The sequence below is a fragment of the Bradyrhizobium sp. 1200_D9_N1_1 genome (assembly GCF_052075915.1).
GTDB lineage: Bacteria > Pseudomonadota > Alphaproteobacteria > Rhizobiales > Xanthobacteraceae > Bradyrhizobium > Bradyrhizobium diazoefficiens.
This window is the reverse complement of the sequence record NZ_CP197226.1, coordinates 2,928,753-2,946,673: the sequence shown is the minus strand read 5'-3', so window position 1 is coordinate 2,946,673 and position 17,921 is coordinate 2,928,753. Positions and strand designations below refer to the sequence as shown.

The 17,921-nt window shown below is 56.4% G+C and carries 13 protein-coding genes and 2 pseudogenes; 7 read left to right on the top strand and 8 right to left on the bottom strand.

Features of this window, described 5'->3' with window-relative positions:
- Positions 1-233: 233 nt before the first annotated feature.
- Positions 234-1,487 (bottom strand): glycosyltransferase family 4 protein, encoded by a 1,254-nt coding sequence (locus AB5K84_RS14120; RefSeq protein WP_110116885.1) that lies wholly within the window; start codon positions 1,485-1,487, stop codon positions 234-236.
- A 330-nt stretch (positions 1,488-1,817) separates the two neighbouring features.
- On the opposite strand from AB5K84_RS14120, the gene AB5K84_RS14115 reads away from it, so the two are divergent.
- The 4 genes and pseudogenes from AB5K84_RS14115 to AB5K84_RS14100 all read left to right on the top strand — a co-directional run.
- On the top strand, positions 1,818-2,678 hold the full coding sequence (locus AB5K84_RS14115; protein WP_210268983.1) for a hypothetical protein: 861 nt from the start codon (positions 1,818-1,820) through the stop codon (positions 2,676-2,678).
- 38 nt (positions 2,679-2,716) lie between these two features.
- Complete coding sequence (locus tag AB5K84_RS14110; protein WP_162603713.1) at positions 2,717-3,601, top strand: heparin lyase I family protein; 885 nt, start codon at positions 2,717-2,719, stop codon at positions 3,599-3,601.
- Positions 3,598-5,091, top strand: a complete 1,494-nt coding sequence (locus AB5K84_RS14105; RefSeq protein ID WP_162603714.1) for an O-antigen ligase family protein — start codon at positions 3,598-3,600, stop codon at positions 5,089-5,091. The genes AB5K84_RS14110 and AB5K84_RS14105 overlap by 4 nt, the downstream gene beginning before the upstream one ends.
- Before the next feature lie 215 nt (positions 5,092-5,306).
- Positions 5,307-5,626, top strand: a pseudogene (locus AB5K84_RS14100) (IS481 family transposase); the annotation flags it as partial.
- Positions 5,627-5,851: 225 nt separating this feature from the next.
- Here AB5K84_RS14100 and AB5K84_RS14095 read toward each other — a convergent pair.
- A pseudogene (locus tag AB5K84_RS14095) lies at positions 5,852-6,120 on the bottom strand (IS66 family transposase); the annotation flags it as partial.
- Positions 6,121-6,375: 255 nt separating this feature from the next.
- Here AB5K84_RS14095 and AB5K84_RS14090 point away from each other — a divergent pair.
- Both AB5K84_RS14090 and AB5K84_RS14085 read left to right on the top strand, forming a co-directional pair.
- On the top strand, positions 6,376-7,170 hold the full coding sequence (locus AB5K84_RS14090; protein WP_110116889.1) for a class I SAM-dependent methyltransferase: 795 nt from the start codon (positions 6,376-6,378) through the stop codon (positions 7,168-7,170).
- 102 nt (positions 7,171-7,272) lie between these two features.
- The gene (locus AB5K84_RS14085) at positions 7,273-7,812 is read left to right on the top strand and encodes an IS3 family transposase (RefSeq protein WP_390895271.1); all 540 of its coding nucleotides are present in this window, start codon (positions 7,273-7,275) and stop codon (positions 7,810-7,812) included.
- Here AB5K84_RS14085 and AB5K84_RS14080 read toward each other — a convergent pair.
- The 6 genes from AB5K84_RS14080 to AB5K84_RS14055 all read right to left on the bottom strand — a co-directional run bounded on the left by AB5K84_RS14080 (position 7,799) and on the right by AB5K84_RS14055 (position 16,455).
- Positions 7,799-8,638 carry a class I SAM-dependent methyltransferase gene (locus AB5K84_RS14080; protein ID WP_110116891.1) on the bottom strand — a complete coding sequence of 280 codons (840 nt, stop codon included), beginning with the start codon at positions 8,636-8,638 and terminating at the stop codon, positions 7,799-7,801. The two genes, AB5K84_RS14085 and AB5K84_RS14080, sit on opposite strands and share 14 nt — an antisense overlap.
- 173 nt (positions 8,639-8,811) lie before the next feature.
- Positions 8,812-8,997 (bottom strand): hypothetical protein, encoded by a 186-nt coding sequence (locus AB5K84_RS14075; protein WP_110116892.1) that lies wholly within the window; start codon positions 8,995-8,997, stop codon positions 8,812-8,814.
- A 510-nt stretch (positions 8,998-9,507) separates the two neighbouring features.
- Entirely contained in the window at positions 9,508-10,293 is a 786-nt protein-coding gene (locus tag AB5K84_RS14070) for a GNAT family N-acetyltransferase (protein WP_162603715.1), read from the bottom strand.
- A gap of 23 nt (positions 10,294-10,316) precedes the next feature.
- On the bottom strand, positions 10,317-11,825 hold the full coding sequence (locus tag AB5K84_RS14065) for a lipopolysaccharide biosynthesis protein (RefSeq protein ID WP_162603716.1): 1,509 nt from the start codon (positions 11,823-11,825) through the stop codon (positions 10,317-10,319).
- Between the two features lie 648 nt (positions 11,826-12,473).
- Positions 12,474-13,583 carry a glycosyltransferase gene (locus AB5K84_RS14060; protein ID WP_162603717.1) on the bottom strand — a complete coding sequence of 370 codons (1,110 nt, stop codon included), beginning with the start codon at positions 13,581-13,583 and terminating at the stop codon, positions 12,474-12,476.
- Positions 13,584-14,706: 1,123 nt separating this feature from the next.
- A complete protein-coding gene (locus AB5K84_RS14055) occupies positions 14,707-16,455 on the bottom strand; it encodes a hypothetical protein (protein WP_110116896.1) in 1,749 nt (582 codons plus the stop codon).
- A 149-nt stretch (positions 16,456-16,604) separates the two neighbouring features.
- Here AB5K84_RS14055 and AB5K84_RS14050 point away from each other — a divergent pair, with 149 nt between their 5' ends.
- Positions 16,605-17,837, top strand: coding sequence for a glycosyltransferase family 4 protein (locus AB5K84_RS14050; RefSeq protein ID WP_110116897.1), 1,233 nt, complete (start codon positions 16,605-16,607; stop codon positions 17,835-17,837).
- The last annotated feature ends 84 nt before the right edge of the window (positions 17,838-17,921 follow it).

The window sequence follows — 17,921 nt, the reverse complement described above, 5'->3', positions numbered from 1 at the left end:
GAAACATGAACCACGGTCGTAACATCACGGATCCTTCGCCGACCAACATGGCACCCAGATTATCCGTGGCAATGGGAGTCGTGGGCCTGTTCAGTTTTCTGCCGATCCTGATCATGGGCGTTTTCTTTTCGTATAATTTCACGCGACGCGTGAACCTTTTCGGATTGCCCCGTCGACTTCCCGCTTCACACTACTCGCCCTAATGCCATGAGCAGAAATCGATCGATTGTCGCTCACCGCGATTGCGTCCGCGAGGATCTCGGCCGCGCCGGCTGCCATGAGCGTTTTGACTTAGCAACAAGAGGCGTCAAAGCGGCAATCAACTCACAAGCTTTTACCGCCGGCGAGTGATTGGCCTTAACATAGGTCTGACATCGTCGCGCGAGCGCATTGTAGTTGTCCGCGTCGATATCCCAAATTGCCTTCACTGATCTGCAGAGTTCCAACTCATCCTCAGCCGATGCACCGAGTGCATGACGCAAGACGATCAAATCCGGATCGACAGTCCGGCGCGTCACGACGGGTGTGCCCGCGGCCAGAGCCTCCAGGAACGCGTTCGAGAAGCCCTCATAATGCGATGTGCAGAGAAGCATCGCCGATTCTGATAGGAATGCTTGAATGTCGGTCCTCCGGACATAACCAACCAATTTAACATTTGGGAGATGGCGCAGGCTATTCACGGCGTCCATCGTCGATTGATCAGCATTTTCGGACGGCATCCCTGCGACGCGAAATTCGATGGTGGGAAGTTCCTGGGCGATCCGAAAAAGTAGAGGCAAGTTCTTTGGATAGCGAAAGACTCCAAGCCACGCGACATATCCGCGTTCTGCGCGCGGCAAAGGAGCGGTCGCGTCCTCTGCAACGACAATAGGATTATGAATGATGTGAATAGGCTTTCCGGGAAAACGTGCTGCCAAGCGGTCGCGCTGATACTGATTTTGACAGAGAAATCCGGCTGCTCGATGCCGGGCCCAAGAATAAGACAAGCATTCAAACTGCCGAAGACCGATTTTGTATCGTTCATCGACGTCTGCGTCGCTTACAACGCGGTAAACGAACGGAATTCTCAATTGGTCGGCGACGAAAGCCATGATGGCGGTGCCGACCCCGCGTGCGCCCTGAATGATGATATCCGGATGATAGGCGCGAGCGGCTGCCAGTAGTTTGGGAATATGTGAGTAGAACCACCTCGCAACCCGCACCCCCTGCGTCGGATCATAGGTCTCGATAAGTCTTATTGGCGGGTTCGAACCAACGTGGGCCAAAGCGCCTTTCCAGGTAAGGACCGCGGCTTCGTGGCCGGCGTCTTCAAGAGCGCGAAGCCATGTTGAAAGTTCGATCGCCCACCCGCCGACCGGATAGTTCTCATCCTTCAGCAGATAAGGAATGAAATGATCTATCGAGAGAATTCGCACTTGATACCCACAGCGTTGATTGAATTTTAGCCCCGCGCCGCCGCGGCTCAATGGACCATCCTGACTACCCATTTATTGCCAATTTCCATCCAGTGATCCGGTATGTACTGATTTTAGCTGCAACGGAGTGGCTGAGTGGCAAAGTGCTGCAGATGCGTCCCTTAGCAGTTTGCTGGCCTCTGCCAGATTCCTCGGCACAGTGCTCGGTCGGTAGCGACGTCGACGTGCGGCTAAGGTAGAGTAGATGTCTTGAGAAGCTTTCTAATTACGATCGATACAGAGGGCGATAACAGCTGGAGCAGGCGTTCAACGGTCGAAACTCGCAATGCTTCCTTTCTTCCTCGCTTTCAGTCGCTATGTGAGAACTTCGGACTGAAGCCCACCTACCTGGTGAACTTTGAAATGGCCAACGATCGTGGTTTTGTTGAATTTGGCCGCGATCTAATCGCACGAGGTACCGGCGAAATCGGGATGCATTTGCACGCTTGGAATTCGCCCCCAATCCATCCTTTGACCAGCAATGATTCCTGGTACCAGCCCTTTCTGATCGAGTATCCAGAAGACGAAATCCGGAATAAAATAGAATTTCACACGCATTTTCTTGAGGACGTTTTCGGCGTCAAAATGTTGAGCCACCGATCGGGCCGCTGGACCCTTGATGGATTCTATGCCGATGTGTTGAGGGAGTTCGGATTTAAGGTAGACTGTTCCGTAACCCCTCATGTGGATTGGCGCAGCACGATGGGAGATCCGGACGGCGCGGGAGGGACCGATTATCGAGGGTTTCTTGAGCAGCATTATTGGATGAGTGAACGAAATATCGCGCTTCCGGGAAGGTCTTCGTTACTCGAGGTCCCAATGACGATCATCAACCGATCGCCCGCTTTTCTGACCCGAGCGACTCAAGCTTGTGAGGACATATCAGACTTACTGGATAGGGCCCGGCGCTACATTTGGCCGCTGGATTGGCTGCGCCCCAATGGGTCGAATTTGACGTCGATGCTGCGCATTCTTGACATCGCGATTTCGCAAGATCGGCCTTATGTAGAATTCATGACGCATTCCTCGGAGCTCATGCCTGGCGGAAGTCCCTACTTTCCGACGGTCGAATCAGTCGAGAAATTGTATCGGGATTTGAACGAGCTCTTTTCAAAAGTGGCGAACGATTTTTGCGGCAATACGCTGATCGAATTTCACGATAGAGTGTCGATGTCGTCACGCTCCGAGAACGGGGTAAAATACGGCCAAGAGGAATGGCGATGAAAGTGTTACTCGCTATTCTTGTCGCGGCTGGAAGCTCCATGAACATCGATGATGGATTGACGTTCGTCGCCGCGACGACGGCGGATGCAGGTGACTCCCGGATTTTTGTGAGTTCAGGCCTATCGGACGTTCATAGCTTTGCTGCGACGAATACCGACACGGCAAGCAATGCGACCGCAGCATCGCGGCCTGAAACTAGAACAGTTGTCTCGTCGATTACGTCGTTTTCGGCAACGCCGCGAACGCACTTTCAGATCGGTGGCGACAGTTATCAAGTTCAGGGCGCGGGCCGGAGCTATAGCCTGACCACTCCTGACCCACAGACTCTGCGCTTCGAAGTCCGACCGGGTGATCAAGCCTGGTACGATGCTGGACACGCTGTTGATCGCAACGACGTTGCACTAGATCCAACTATTCCGGTCGGAACGTCTATCAGCATAGATTATCAGTTCATGGTGGAGCCAAATGGGCCCAATGGGACATTTGTAAACACCGCATCATGGTTCACCACTGCAGAAATGAACGGCTACCCGGCCGTCTCCTCGCCTCCATTCGAGATCGGTCTCGTCGGCAATCGACTGCATGTAATGGCTAGATATTGCCCCCCGGGGCAGGTTCCCAGTAACAGGGCCGGCAATCTTACGCAGCTCACGCTCTGGACCGCCCCCGATCCAATTCAACCTGGCCAGTATAACGATATCAAAATGTCGGCCAATGTATCCAATAACAGCAGCGGGTATTTGGACGTCTGGGTAAACGGCACTCGGGTTGTGAACTATCATGGCCCCTTGGGCTATGGGACCCCCACCTATTGGGAGTACGGACTCTATCGGAGCGCAGGTCCACCCGAGACCGCTGCCGCCAATTTTCGAAATATGACGCTAACGACCGGGTCGGGGCCGCCTGGAGTCTCGGCACGGTGACCCTGAACTCATCATCGGCGTGGTTAGCTCCGGCAGCGCTGGCGCAGAAATTCCGATACGTAATGAGGGATTCTTTGAACTATAGCGGCCGGGCTCCTTATCATCCCACGTTTGCGCATTCAGACGCGCAACGGGAACAATTCTTTTTTCTCTTGTTTATTTTTATGTTGCCATTTTCTCGGTTACCGCTTCTAGACAACAACCTCTTTGGCATCCAGGGATTTAAGCCGTTCAACTTGCTATCAGGTGTAGTTTTGGCCTACTTGGTGTTCCAAAGTAGGCTCCTACACGCGACGGATAAAATTGAGCAAAGGTCTATCAGACTCTTTCTCCTGTATTTTGCAACTTTTACTGTTGCCCTCATTCGATCAATTCCAAATGCTCCGCTCCTTCATAGTCGCGCCCCTAATTCATTTGCCGAGTCCTATTTGGATTTTACACTGTCATCTTGCGTGGTTCCCGCCTTTTATGCGTTGCCGTTTCTTTTTATTCTAAAGCGCATGTGCTCCTTTCAGGAGCTTGAGAGGATCACGACCGTGATCTGCCTCTCAATATTGTCGTTGTCGATCGCGTTCATCACACTTGTCCTGATGAATCCGTCCGTGCTGCTTTCGGGCAGCCCGGACGAAATGACTGACCTGGCCGCCGGAGACAGCCGAATGGCTGCCGGCGGAATCAATGAGTTGTGCGCAACTTATTTTGGTATTCATTACAACACGATCGGAACCATATACATTTGTACTATACCCCTGTTGCTCCATAGAGCTCTTAAGCGCGGCGCATTTTGGATCGTTCCTCTCGGTCTATCGCTTCTGGCGGTTCTTCTCCTCGAGTCACGCAGCGCGCTTGTCACGGTGGCAGCTTCGTGTTCCCTATTTCTGATCCTACGGCGCAGGTTTGTCATTTTGGTTCTTGGTGCTGCCGCGGCTGGCGTCACATCGTTCCTGTGGATCGGACCAACCGTCGCCGCTCTTCTATCGATCGGGTTTGGAGACAGTTCCGCCGTCTCGGCTGATAGCTTGCTGACGGGCCGTGTTGAGTACGTCTGGGCTCCTCTGCTCAATGAATGGACGAGCAATATCGGCCTGTTCCTGCTTGGCGCTGGTCGTTACGGAGTGGTGACGAGTGAACTTTGGCACACAGGAGCCCTGATACAGGTCACTCATGCGCATAATGCAATTATCGATTTCTTTCTTGATTGCGGAGTTATTTTGACCAGTGTGCTTTTGGTCTTCCTTTGTGTTGGAACAGCTACCGCCTGGCGAGTTGGGCGAAGGCTGAACAGTGACCTATATTGGGCTCTGTTCGCGTGCATCTTTGGTTTTGGAGTTGGTATGGCGACTGAGCGTGAAATTTTTCCAACAGCCGCCAACATGTATGTATTTCCGATCATTGCGATGATGATCAACTTGGCGCGGTTGCGCTATCTGGATTTCTGTCGCAGCTTATCCAGTCCCACAAATTGTCTGACTCGTTGCGAGGCTCCGTAGACGCCAAGCCGGTGGTCGTTCAGGTCTTGAACTGCCAAGCATGAGAGCATCGTTTTGAGAGATCGGCCAACCCTGCGCGATTCGTCAGCGTGGCTGATGGTCCACCGCCGTGGCTGCCCGCAAAGTGTCTGCGGCGTTGCGCGCCGGCATGGACTAGGTGTTTGGTCCCAAGCTTGAATGGTGCATTCGAATTTGCGCGATTCGAAGGATGCGTTGTGGTTCAATTTTTACACGGCTGCGCCACGACGACGGAGGCAGTCCGTGCAATACAAAATAGTCAAGAGAGTCTGAGATCGCTAACCAAGCGCTACGGGATCAACCAGAAGATGGTCGCGAAGTGGAAGCAGCGCGACACCGTCGCTGATCTTCCGACGGGCCCGAAGGAGGCCAAGTCGACCACCTTCCATCGAGGAAGAGGTGATCATTGTCGCTTTTCAGCGGCATACGCCCTTTCGCTCGAGATTGCCCCTATGCATTGCAGCCGGCCATCCCTCATCTGACGCGGTCACCCCTGTATCGCAGCCTCCAGCGCCATGACGAGAGCACGAACTCGGTTGATATGGTCGATGTCTTCGAAGACTGGCAGCTGATCTGCGCTGTCCATTTCCAGACGATTGGAAGCCAATCGTTAGGACCGATGAGTTCGGGACAGGCCAGCAAACCGGCAATAAGCTCTTCGAGCAGCGTCGTTTCTCGCCGAGGGCGAGCAATTCCTCGTCAAACTGCCTGAGGCGACGCGATAGACCGGGCATTGGGCGCTCCAATTCCATGGCAGCAGTTCATGAAGCCGCCCCTGAGGGAAGCTGGCAATCCAGGCGAGCACGTCGGCAAGCCAGGCCGGCGTGTCGATATCGTTGGGCCTGTCCGTCACGATCAGTGTTGCCGTGACCGCGGCGCGATCCGAACCCAGGAACAGCCAGAACTTCCGTCCCAGCGCAAATCCGCGTAGAGCGCATTCTCGCATTGTTGCTTAAGGCAGATCCTGTCGTCATCGATGAAGCGGACAAACCGGTCCCAACGCTTGAGCACGTTTCGATCGGCTCGCCCGCGGCCCTATCATCCGCAAACCATGGGCAAAGTCGAACGCTTAGGGGCTCCGTTGGGCTACCTCTTAATAACGGTCGTTCATCTCCCGTTTGTAGCGCGAGGTTTCGGTCGGGGTCTTAAAATGAGATTGGATTGATAATATAAGAGGTTCGTCGCATCGGCCCCTCTTAGGCTGAATTGTGTGCAGGGCTGGAGCATAAGCGCAAAGGAACTTTCGTCCCAAAATCAGGAGGCTCGATGCCGATTGAAAGGATCCATGCCCACCAAGTCACCGAAGGCAGTTGCCCGCCTCCCGCTCTTATCGATTCGTACTTCTTCCCTGAAGTATCGGCTGGAGGCTTTTCGCGCAATGATAGCGCAGTTGCATTCTATCAGAGAATAAACGCGCTAGTATCCTCCAGCTCGGTGCTCATTGACTTTGGTGCTGGGTGTGGTGCCTCCCACTATGTCTCCTATCGCAGCCGTCTCCGTAACTTCAAGGGGCGCGTGTCCAAGGTGGTCGGCCTCGATGTAGATCCCGCGGTAATCGCCAATCCATCACTTGACGAGGCGTTTCTTCTTGATCCCGACGGACGCGCGCCGTTGCCGGCCGGAACCGCTGACATCATCTTTTCTGACTATGTGTTTGAGCACTTTCGCGACCCAACACAGAGCGTGGCTGAAATAGATAGGTTATTGAAGCCCGGTGGTTGGATCTGTGCTCGAACGCCAAATCGGTTCGGCTACATCGCCGTCGCTAACCGTCTTATTCCGGATCAGATGAGCAAGTTAGTTCTTAGAATTCTCCAACCTTGGCGGAAGTCAGAGCACGTGTTTCCGGCATTTTACCGCCTCAACACACCGGGTACGCTGCGCAAGTTTTTTCCACCTTCACGCTTCGAACACTTCGTCTACGCCTGGGATGCAGACCCTCTATATCACGCTAACAGCCGAATTCTATACCGCGCGTTCTTGGCCCTGAACTACCTTACGCCACCTCCACTAAAGCCTTTTTTGATGATATTCATTCGCAAAAAGTCTGGAGCCGGTTAAGACGGCTGAGGCATTTGAGCACTTCTCTCTCTCAGGATGGCGGCGGCCGGACGTGGGTCGCTACGCTTATTCAGTGATGATGAATGACGTCGATCCGCATGCCTGGGCGCACACGAACGCCCAAGCGGATCGCGCAGGGCTGCGGCGATGCAGCGGACGGAGTGGTGCATCGTCAATCGTAAGCGCGTGCGGCGGCTCATGCGCCAGATGGGAATAGCGGCGCTCGGGCCGAAGCCGCGCGCGATCCAAGCCGGCGCCTGCACACGAGATATTCCCTACCTGCTACAGGGGCTTTCGATCGAGCGGCCGAACCAGGTCTGGTGCGCGAGCACCACCTACATCGCAATCGGGCGCGGCTTCCTGACTTCTGGCGATCGTGCGATGCATGCCGACGTTCCGCAAGGCTTCGGAGCATCGGCGGTACGCCGAGAATGCGTCGCCTGCTTTCAAAGGCCAGCTGCAGACGGTTTCGCGCGCTATGCTCTGGATGTAGCGGCGGTGGCACCGGCCGATCCGCGAGTTCGCGCCGGCGGCTTCGTAAGGCCGGTTCGCTCGGCAGCCTCAAGAGCCACCTCCGTGTGGCTTCGGCCACCTCCGGCGTCAGGTGCGGGTGTCGACCATCAACGGTCTACATCGGCCTGAGCACGCAGTAGACGTTGTGGGCGATGAAATCCTGCAACACCGGAACGCGGGCAAGCGCGTTGGAGAGAGGCCGGATGAGCGGCAGCTCGATTGCGTTCACGTCGAGGTAGTCTAGCTGCCAGCCCGTGGCGCGGAGGTGCCCCAGGAACTCGGAATAGCGCATCTGGTTCAGGCCCCCGATGATCTCGCGCAGGCGGCGCGCCGGATCGGTCGGCCGGAAGCACTCACGCCGCACCCTGAGTATGGCCCGTTCCGAGAAGAAGACGCCGCGCCACGGAATCTGCAGGCGGAAAAAATACCCCATGTGATCGCCGAAGGGCGAATGGAACAGCGGACCGAAGCCGAGCACGGCGACGCCACTCGGCGCGACAAACTCCTTCATACGCGCGAGGAACTGGCGCGGCGCCTCGATGTGCTCGAAAGCGTCGAAGGAAAGCAGCACGTCGTACTTGTGCGGCGGGTTCCAGGTATGTAGGTCGCAGCATTCGAAGTGCGCGTTGGCGAGCCCCAGGCGCGCCACGTGCGCGCGTGCTGTCTCGATTGCGCGCGGCGTGAAATCGACGCCGGTGATCTGGCCCGCGCCCATGCGCGCGAGCGCGAGCGTGAGCTCGCCGGTGCCGCATCCCATATCGAGGTAGCGCTTCGCTGGATCGGCACTGAGCCGGCCGCCGAAGCGTCGCATCAGCTTGCGCATCTTCGGCATCGCCGCTTCGAAGGTTTGCGCGGTAGCCCCGCCGGCGCGCGAGTTGAGCTCTTCCTCGGTGGCGAGGTTGCGGCGGTGTGCGAGGCCTTTGAGCACCCAATAGTCGAGGGTCTCACCCAACATGAGAGCGTCTTTCGTGGCAGAAAACGATTTCGGTACGAAGCTGCGTCAGAGATCAGGTCAGGTCAAGACCATCTTGGGGGCAGCGATCGACGATCAGTGTTACCGATGTACTCACAAATGGGTAGCCACTCGCCCCCCAGGTGAACTTGATCGAGTGCTTTTATTCCCAACCCTCAAGGCGACGCCGTGCGATGTCCCGGCATGATTCCTCCTCCGACGCGCTGCCGCTCAATCGACAAGAACCACCAGTCGATCGTCAGCGAGAGCGTCATCAGCGGATGGTACATGACGATGATCGCGTCCAGCCGCGAGCGCAGAAGATCGGCCTGTCCGGTGTCGCGTCGTTCCTTCGATTTCATCGTGCCCTCCGATGTCTCCACGGAATCTCTACGCGCGACTCGATCGAATCCTGAAAATGAAATTGCAGGCTTTCGGGCCTTCAAGCGCGAAAAGCTTGCAATCTCAAACCTCGCTGCGCTCCAAAAAGCGACTCCCCACTGATGGCTTGGGAGGTTCTTTATGGCCGACTGATGGAGAGTGAAGATATAGGCGTCTGACTGACCATCCACCTACTCGGCTTGGCCCGGGCGGCAGCAGATCGCAAGATAGTCAGCATAGTTCACGACCTAGGCACCGGGCTGTTCCTGGTGCCCGTGGTCGCACCGGGCCAGCAGAAAGCGTCGGAAGTAAATGTTCGCCAGCAGAGGACTCAGAGGAGAGAGCCTTGCGGGGTCCCTTCTTAGATTGAAGAGCCGAAGAGCCCAGGGTTTTCGTCCAAAAGCGGAAGTGTCATTCTCAGAACACGGCTTTGATTGATCGCCTACGATAGGCCCCCCGGGAAGGAGTCGTTGGTCGAGTGTACGCGCGGTTCAGATCTTGATCCTTTGGTTGAGCCCAGTTGGAACACGTCCTAGCCAGGCTCGAAGCGGGCGTGCCCAGAGGTAGGCCCGCCCCAGGAGCGTCAACGCGCGCACGCCTTGAGCTTCCTGGCGCACGGTGCCGCCGAAGCCTTCCTTGAATCGGTTGATACGCAGCAGATCTTCGTCGTCATGTCCTGCGTACCAGCCGCCGAAGTCATACAGCGTGGCGCCCGCACCTCGGAAATGCTGCATTTCGAGCCAGTGCAGCAGCCGGTTCGCTCGGCCGATCAGGCTGCGGCGTGCCGGCGCCTGGCCTCGGAACAGCGAGGCGGAATGCAGCAGGCGGACACGGCTTCCGATCAGCAGATAGGAATGCCAGACGACGACCTCGCCCTCGTGCAACATCCTGCCCAGGCGCAGCACGCCGGCCCTGGCGGCGGCCCCTAGGTATTCCATGCGCACCGGCGACAGCCCCTTGTCGGCCGCGAACTGCGCGAAGAGGTCGTAGAAGGCCGCTAGCGAGGATGGGTCGGGAGCAGTGGGCGCCCAGAATTCCAGGGCATCCTTGTTCTGGGCGCGGCGGATCTCGTACCGCGTTTCGGACTGCATGTTGGCGAGCAGTTGCTCATCGGACAGCGTGAGATCCACGACGAGCGTGTATTTGGCCGACGGTTGGGTAATCTCCGGAATAGCGAGCCGCTGACACAACCAGGCCACGTCCACGCCGCGCTGGGGGATCGCCTCGTCGAACCAGAATTCCTCGATCCTCGGCCAAGCCCGCAGGACGATGCTCATCGGCGCGCCCTCTTGAAACAATGCTAAGATGTCTTGTTGGCGGCGACTTCAGGGAGCCCGAACTCCCCCACGGGACGAGACGTGTTAGCGAGTGCATTTCCCTCTCTTAGCATCTCGGCAAGCGTTCGATAATATCCCGTTGCAAACAAAATAGCGGCATAAAACACCAAAACGGCAGCAGGCCCGACTATCGCAGCAATTGGCGCCGATGGATTCAGCAGGTCGGCGGAAAAACGTGCCACGAGTGCGCAAACTGCCGATACGCTCCAAATTTTTCCAAGGCTTTTCCAATCCTGCAATCTTGCCACAGGAACGCTCATCACCTTTGAAAGCCTTGTCAGAAAAAGCGCATACACCACGAAAGTGGCCAATACCGAGCCCATAGCCGCACCCGGCAAACCGTAATACCAGACACCGACTAAACTGGATATTACAGCAACGGGCAAAACCGACGCTTCATAACGCAAGAATGTTGAACCTTGTCCGAACACATTCAGCAAGGTGGTGATCTCAACGGAAATCAAGGTCTGAACCAGATAAATGCGCAACACTGGCGAGCCGCTCAAGTACTCCTTCGTAAACAGGAACTGGATAACTTCGTCGGAAAAGGCGAACACCCCCGCAACGGCTGGGTACATGATCGCGCTGACGATCACATTGCCTCGATTGTTTAGGCGCAATAGCTCTTCGTGACGACCAAGTGAATGGAGGTGGCTCATTTTAGGCAGGAGCAAACTCCCCAATACGCTTCTCAGGATTTCAAACGGCATAATGAGCGTAGTTGCAATGGAAAAAATGCCGAACACCGCTGATGAAAACGCCGTAGCCACAATCCATTGCTCGGCCTGCTTCCGGCTGTGGAACAGCAAGCCGGCCACGTTGAATGGAAGAGCATAACGAAGCTGTACACGAAGTTGCTGCTTGTCCAGGGGGAACAGTCGAATACCGCAATAGCGTGCAATGAAATAACCCAAAAGTCCAAGGCGCATGCAGGCAGCAATCAATGTGGCAACCAGCACTTCTTCGAGCCGCTGAAAAATTACTGCTGCGGAAATGATGAGCGCAGCCCTGAGCACAGATGTGACCAGGATAGCTTGTGCCTGCCATCGAATCTGCCCTGCGGCGTTGGGTAACACGTCGAGTAACAAGCCCAAATTCCAGACAAGCAGGAAGAACGCAACCAAAAATCCCTGCTGGTGCAGCAGGTCTTTCATGCTCGAGGGCAGGGCATCGCCAAAGACAAAAATTAAAAGTGCCGCAATCACCGTTATGGCAAGTAATAGCAGCGCCGTCTGCCCGACATAAAGCCGGCGTCCCTCTGAATCCAAACGGACAAAGAAGAAAAGCAAGCTGCGTGGCAACTCGTTGAACAACACGGCCACACTAGTTACAAGCAGCCAGAACAGCCGATATTCGCCGAAGGCTGCGCTGCCGATCGTCCGCACCAGAACGATCGGCGTCAACAGCGTGATGGCCTGTTCGATGTAGCGCGCAGCGGAGAGTGCAATGCCTTGGCGCAATATCGATGCCATGGATCAGCGACCTAGACGCTAGCGGAGGTGGCGGCGATGAAAACAAGGCTGGTCAGAAACATCGGCCGCCCCGTCTTATGCCGCCAGCAGTCAGTCGCCGATGCATCGCCGCGCAGGTCATGGCCCTTGCTTAGGTTAGCACGCCGTTCAGCCGTTGCCATGATGTGCATCACGAACACTCATTGATTATCGATTGAGCTGCAGAGCGTCATCGGAGAAAACATATCAGAGCTCGCGTAGCGCCATTTTGAACAAGTGTAAGCAAAACGGTTAAGAATAGAAGCATCTCGATCGAGTCCACCGGTGCTGAGTGGCTACCCATTCGGGAGTAAGCCGGTAACAATAGTCAATGTTGACACAGACGATGGTCTTGACCGGACCGGACCTTTGATCCGAATTCTTCCTTCACTTGGCAACGGGTCGAGTCCCGAACTGATTTGCGCCCATTCGGCTCGATGGATCAATGGGACGACGGGGCGCGGAACCATCAGTGTAGCGCATGGTGCTCTTCGAGGCCCTGCGCTTTGCAATCTTGTCGTTGGACATTGAAACGGCCCCCGCAGCGCCGAGGGTGTCTCGCACTCCAATGTGAGCGCTAACTCTGGACCCATTCCTGGCATTCGTAACTCTAGCGATAAGCTACCTCGCTCAAGTCGCGCGCCCCCTCCTTTCCGCCACCCGCCGATAAAGGCAAAGATACGCGTTGGTCATCGCGTCGAGCGAGAAGGATGTTTCAATACGCCGACGCCCTTCCGTACCGAATTCGTCAGCAAGCCCACGGTTATTGAGGAGCCTGAGAACACGATCAGTCAAGGCTCCAGCATCGTGACGCGGCACAAGAAATCCCGTCCGTCCCTCGAGGACCAATTCAGGATTGCCCCCATCGTTTGTTGCCACAATAGGCTTACCCAACGCCATGCACTCGGTTATTGCGTTGGAAAAACCCTCCCCACTATTGCTAACGAGAACTCCCACAGTGAATAGATTAGCGATACTTTCTACATCTGTCCGCCGACCTAGAAACTTTATGCGTGGCGAATGTTCTGGTGGGACGCTATCGCGCACTTGCGACAACATTTGCCCTTCGCCGACGGCCACAAAAGTAACATCCTCCCTAACATCGCAAATGCGGCATGCCATTTCGACAAAGGATGCGTAATCTTTTCTTGGCGTGAAGTTAGCAACCATTCCGACAACGTGGGGAGTCGCGATTCCCAACATGCCGCGAAGCTCTGCCTCGCCCGTTAAGTTAGAGACTCTTCCAAGACTGAACCCATTGTGGATACATAGACCTTTGGGCTCGGGAATTTGGTAGGCAGCTAGGCCCGCGCGCGAATTGGCGACAACAATGTCTGAGAATGGGATGGTCAGCTTGCCCATCAAGTAGTTTTTATTCCATAGCGGAATATGCGGCGGCGCGTCTCGCACGAAGCCATTAACGAAAGCTGAGCCGCACAGTTTCGCAATCGGAGCTGCATAAATGGAACACATCGGGCTCCAGGAGTGAACGATATCTATTTTCAAATTGGAGACCAGTTCATGCAAACTCTTGAAAAGGCGCAAATCTCTCTTGCCTCTCCGAACGAGCTGAATAACTTGCGCGTGTTCACGCTCAATTTCGTAACGAACCTCCTCCTCGTCCGTAACCGCGACGAATGACTCTATGTCACGGTGAGCGAAAAGTCCCCTCAACAGTTCGACGATCTGTCGTTCCCTGCCTCCGGTGCCCAGAGATTCGGCAAGGTGCAATATACGCATCTCAGCGCTCTCCCGCCTGGACAGATTCCGCCCAAGTCGCAACGAGGTGTTCAGCGCACCCTTCAAGGTCGATGCAAAGCCTTCCCATTTTCGCCTTCACGTCGTCTCAAGTGCGGATCCTCAATGAGGCGCCGATGCGTACATCGATATGACGAGTGCAATGTTCAGAACTCTACACCCGAATGTATCGTTACATCCGCGCTGAGCTTCAACTTTTTAGGGCTACCTATTCATGGCTGTGCAACGGAAGACCGGGATGAGGGGTTGCTGGGTGGGCCTTGATCATGACCGCGCCGAGGCCCTGGTCGAGTGCCGGAGCCAGCCACATGAACGATGCCTATCGCGCCGCTTCTTCGCGCAACTCGGCCTGCCATCCCTCATAGGTCTTGATTGCAATCAACGCTTGAGACTGACTAAGTCATTCGTAAAGTGATGTGCGCGCGATGCTCCCGGTTCGGAGCGCGCCGCGGCTCCAAATGCACCTGCCGAGGGCAAGAAGCCTTACGCCTCGGCTGACTATGAAGTTTTTGTCAGCGAGCTGGTAGCAACTCCAGCCTGACCTAACGCTTCCAGCAGCCAAGCCGGCGAATCTCGTAAGGACGAACGGGAACACGGCATTCGGACCGGACGGCTGCCATGACCGGCTCAGCTCGCAGCAGCATCTGGCCGGCAACGAACCTGACCATGCTCTGACCGCGCTGCTCCTCGGACCGCCGTCTGCGTGCGCAGAATTGCGCGGACCAGCGCGCCAGGGAGGCGGCGGCGCTCTTGAGACCAGAGCAGGGCCTGATTCACGGCACAATCTCCTTCGCGCTACAGGAGGTTGCTTCGCCGCCACCCTCCAGCGACGTTACACATCTCGTGCCTCGATCGCCGTTCGACGTTTCCCGCAGCAGAACGCCCGATCCGCGGTACCGTCATACGGGAGACGACACCAGCAGCTTCCAACAACGCAACCAATATCAGGACCGACGGGTCGCGCGGGAAGCCGAGTGACGGGCCATTGAACGAGACGTATCGAGTCAGGCGTCGGAGTCCGCCGCCGGAGCAGGAAGCGATCTGCTAGGAGCTTCGTGCCTGGGCCGAAACAGCATGGCCACGCTCGTTGCGGCCCGCCTCCCGGCTACACGCGAAAACGGAAGATGTGCCCATAATTGTCACGCAGTTCGGATAGATATCGCCGAACCGCCACTCCAAGTCGGTATGAGACCGATTCTGAATCCGGGAAAGCATCCGGCAGTTCATGATAAACGCAGCGTATATCCGCCGTTCTGCCGGGCGTGATATCGACGATCACTCTAAGACATCCATCGATGTATTCGTGCGCGACGACCTCTTGATTGACTGTAACATTTTTCAAGGAGGCGATCTGTGATTCTTGCTTCACAACTCGGATCCGTCGCGTCATCGCCTCCACGTTTTCGATGCGGACTTGTTCAGCAAACATCTTTACCATGATCGTTCCGCCGTCGGGTCTAATGCTGTAGCTGCGGAAAACAGCGTTCCCGAGAGTCCGCCAACAGAGTTTCCACCGCAAGGATGCAAGCTGTTGGAGAAACTCCGCCAGTTCGCTGCCGTGATCTCGGAAAATGTCGTGATGTCCGGCAACGAAGCATGGCTTTCCCAGGATTCCGTCAAATGCGAAGTTTTCAATGCCGTGGGCGATGTACCGCCGGGTGTAAATCGAGAATCCGCCATACCGGACGATGGCGACACTCCACAGGTCGGCAAGTGTCGTTTCGTTCGACGCGTCATCGGATGGTGCGACTTCCGTGTTCACTGCCGCGACGAAGCCGTTTCGCTTGAGAGCCGACACTGCCTCGGGCGAGAATGCCCCTTGCGGAAAAACCATCACGTTTTCATGATCGAGCGCAGTCTTATTGAGAAGAGACTGCATCCGAGACCTGGCGGTCTTTAATTTTCTGTCGAGCAGTTCGGCTGAACGGGCTGCAAATTCACCACGGGTGTGATCGCAGCCGTGCACGCAGACGGACAGTTTTTCGCGATTTTGCCGAAAGGCGGCAACGGTGTCGCGATTTGTTCGTTGCCAGTTCCATGGAATGAAGGCGACGGTCGTCGCGAGCGTCCGCTCGTTGGCCAGGTGCAGTAGCTCGCCAAAATCGAGTAAGCCGTACCGTGGCCACAGAGGCGGATCGTCGATGATCAGGCACGCGTTTGTTTCGGAGGCGTTCCAGCAGACGTTGCGGAACGACCACTTCAGATACATCACGACTGGCACCGCACCGGCAAAACGCTTCTTCACGTCAAAATAGGTCGCAGCGCGTTCGCGAATGTCCACCATCGCCAGTGACGCATCGGCAAAAAAGCGCACGCCGGAATAAGAAAATCCGGCGAACAGGTGTCCCTCGGGTGCTCCGAGGATGCTCTGCAATTCGCCATCATCCCGGATGACAAGCGCCGCATCCGCAGCGCCAGGCTCCAGTTGGATCCGCAGGGCCGACATTGGACCGCACATGTCTGGAAAAGCATCAGTGACCGAAACGGTCATTGGCCACGCGTCGATGCCGCGGATGTCGGCCTGCGGGTCTCCCGTGATCTGGCGCAGCAGAGCCCTGCAGGAATCCGCAGCTAGAAATCCATAGACGAACACGGAAGCGGCTGCCGCCAACCAATCCGGCAACGTTCCGGCCCTGCGAGGCTGCATGGTTTCGGCGAGGCAGGCCGCGGAAGTCAGGATGGAGAACCGCGGATGACTTGCCGTCAGCGAGGCTACATAGCCTCCGTTCGCTTCGCTGACTGTCAGCGCCTTCCATGGAATTCCGAAAAACTCGAGCATTTCCGCCAGGTTGCAATCGTCGGACGATGGAACGTCGCTGCGGAGCAGAAGCGCGATCGAAGAGCCTGTGTCCATGGCGTCAGCGTTCCTTCGTAGGGTGTCGCATCATCCTTCGACAAGGCCACCGGGTATCCTGCGGATCGTCCGCGACCTCGAGATTGTGTTCCTCTTTAGGCAGTCCTATACGAAAGGTCGCCAAGTTTCCACTGAAGGGCGTAGGCGCAATGGCTCTGTCGGACAACATATCTGCGGTAGGCGGTGCGGCGGGCGCGGTTCTTATCATCGTCGAAAACCTGCCGGTTCCGGTCGATCGCCGAGTCTGGCAGGAGGCCACAGCGCTGCACCAAGCTGGTTACACCGTTTCGGTTATTTGTCCGAAAGGAAGGGGATATGACAAGGCATACGAGCAAATAGACGGTGTGCACATCTACCGCCATCCACGTGGTGTGGAGGGCTCGGGCGCCGTGACTTATCTTCTCGAATATACTGTCGCCCTTTTTTGGGAGTTCGTTCTCTCGTTGAAGGTGGCGCACCGGCATGGATTTGACATTCTTCATGCCTGCAATCCGCCGGACTTGATCTTTTTGATCGCGATTTTTTACAAGGTCTTCCTTGGCAAGAAATTTCTGTTTGACCAGCATGATCCCGTGCCCGAACTCTATGCGGTCAAGTTCGGCCGCAAGGATTTCTTTTATCGTCTCCAGCTCCGGCTTGAACGCTGGACGTTTCGATTGGCCGACGCGAGCCTCGCGACAAACCCTACCCTGAAGCAGCAGGCCGTGGAGCGAGGCGGGATCGCGCCAGAAAGGATCTGGCTCGTCAGAAGCGTCCCCGACCTCGAGCGCTTCTGGCAGGTCAAGCCCGATCCCTCGGTCAGGAAGGCCTTTCGATATCTCGTCGGCTATGTGGGAATGATTGCCGAGCAGGACGGTGTAGACCTGCTGGTCGAGGCGATGGAGCACATCGTCAAGCGGCTGCATCGAACCGATATCGCCTGCCTGATCATCGGCGACGGCCCGGAAGTGGGCCAGCTCAGGATGCTCGCAGGCAAACTCGGGATCGCCGACAATATCGAATTTGCCGGTTACATTTCGGGCGATGCGCTGCCCGCCAAATTGGCGGCTTGCGATATCGGCGTCGTTCCGGACCCGCCCAGTGCCGCCAACGTGACGATGTCGATGATCAAGGTCTTTGAATACATGGCCGTCGGGTTGCCGTTCGTCCTGTTCGACTTGGCGCAGGCGAGGCTTGATGCTGGCGACGCTGGTCTGGTGGCGGCGCAGCCGACGCCGCAGGCGCTGGGCGAAAGAATCGTGGCGCTGCTTGAGGACGAGGGTGCGCGCGAGCGTATGCGCAGCTACGGCAGGGAGCGTGCTCGCAGCGAATTTCAGTGGGAGGTCGCAAAACGTTCCCTCCTCGCCGCCTATGCGAGCCTGGTACCGAGGCACCCACGATGAGATAGTGCGGCCTGCGCAACGCCGCCGCCAATCGTCGACGCCTACCGAACATTTGTGCCAGATGGATGCGCCCAACTACTTCCT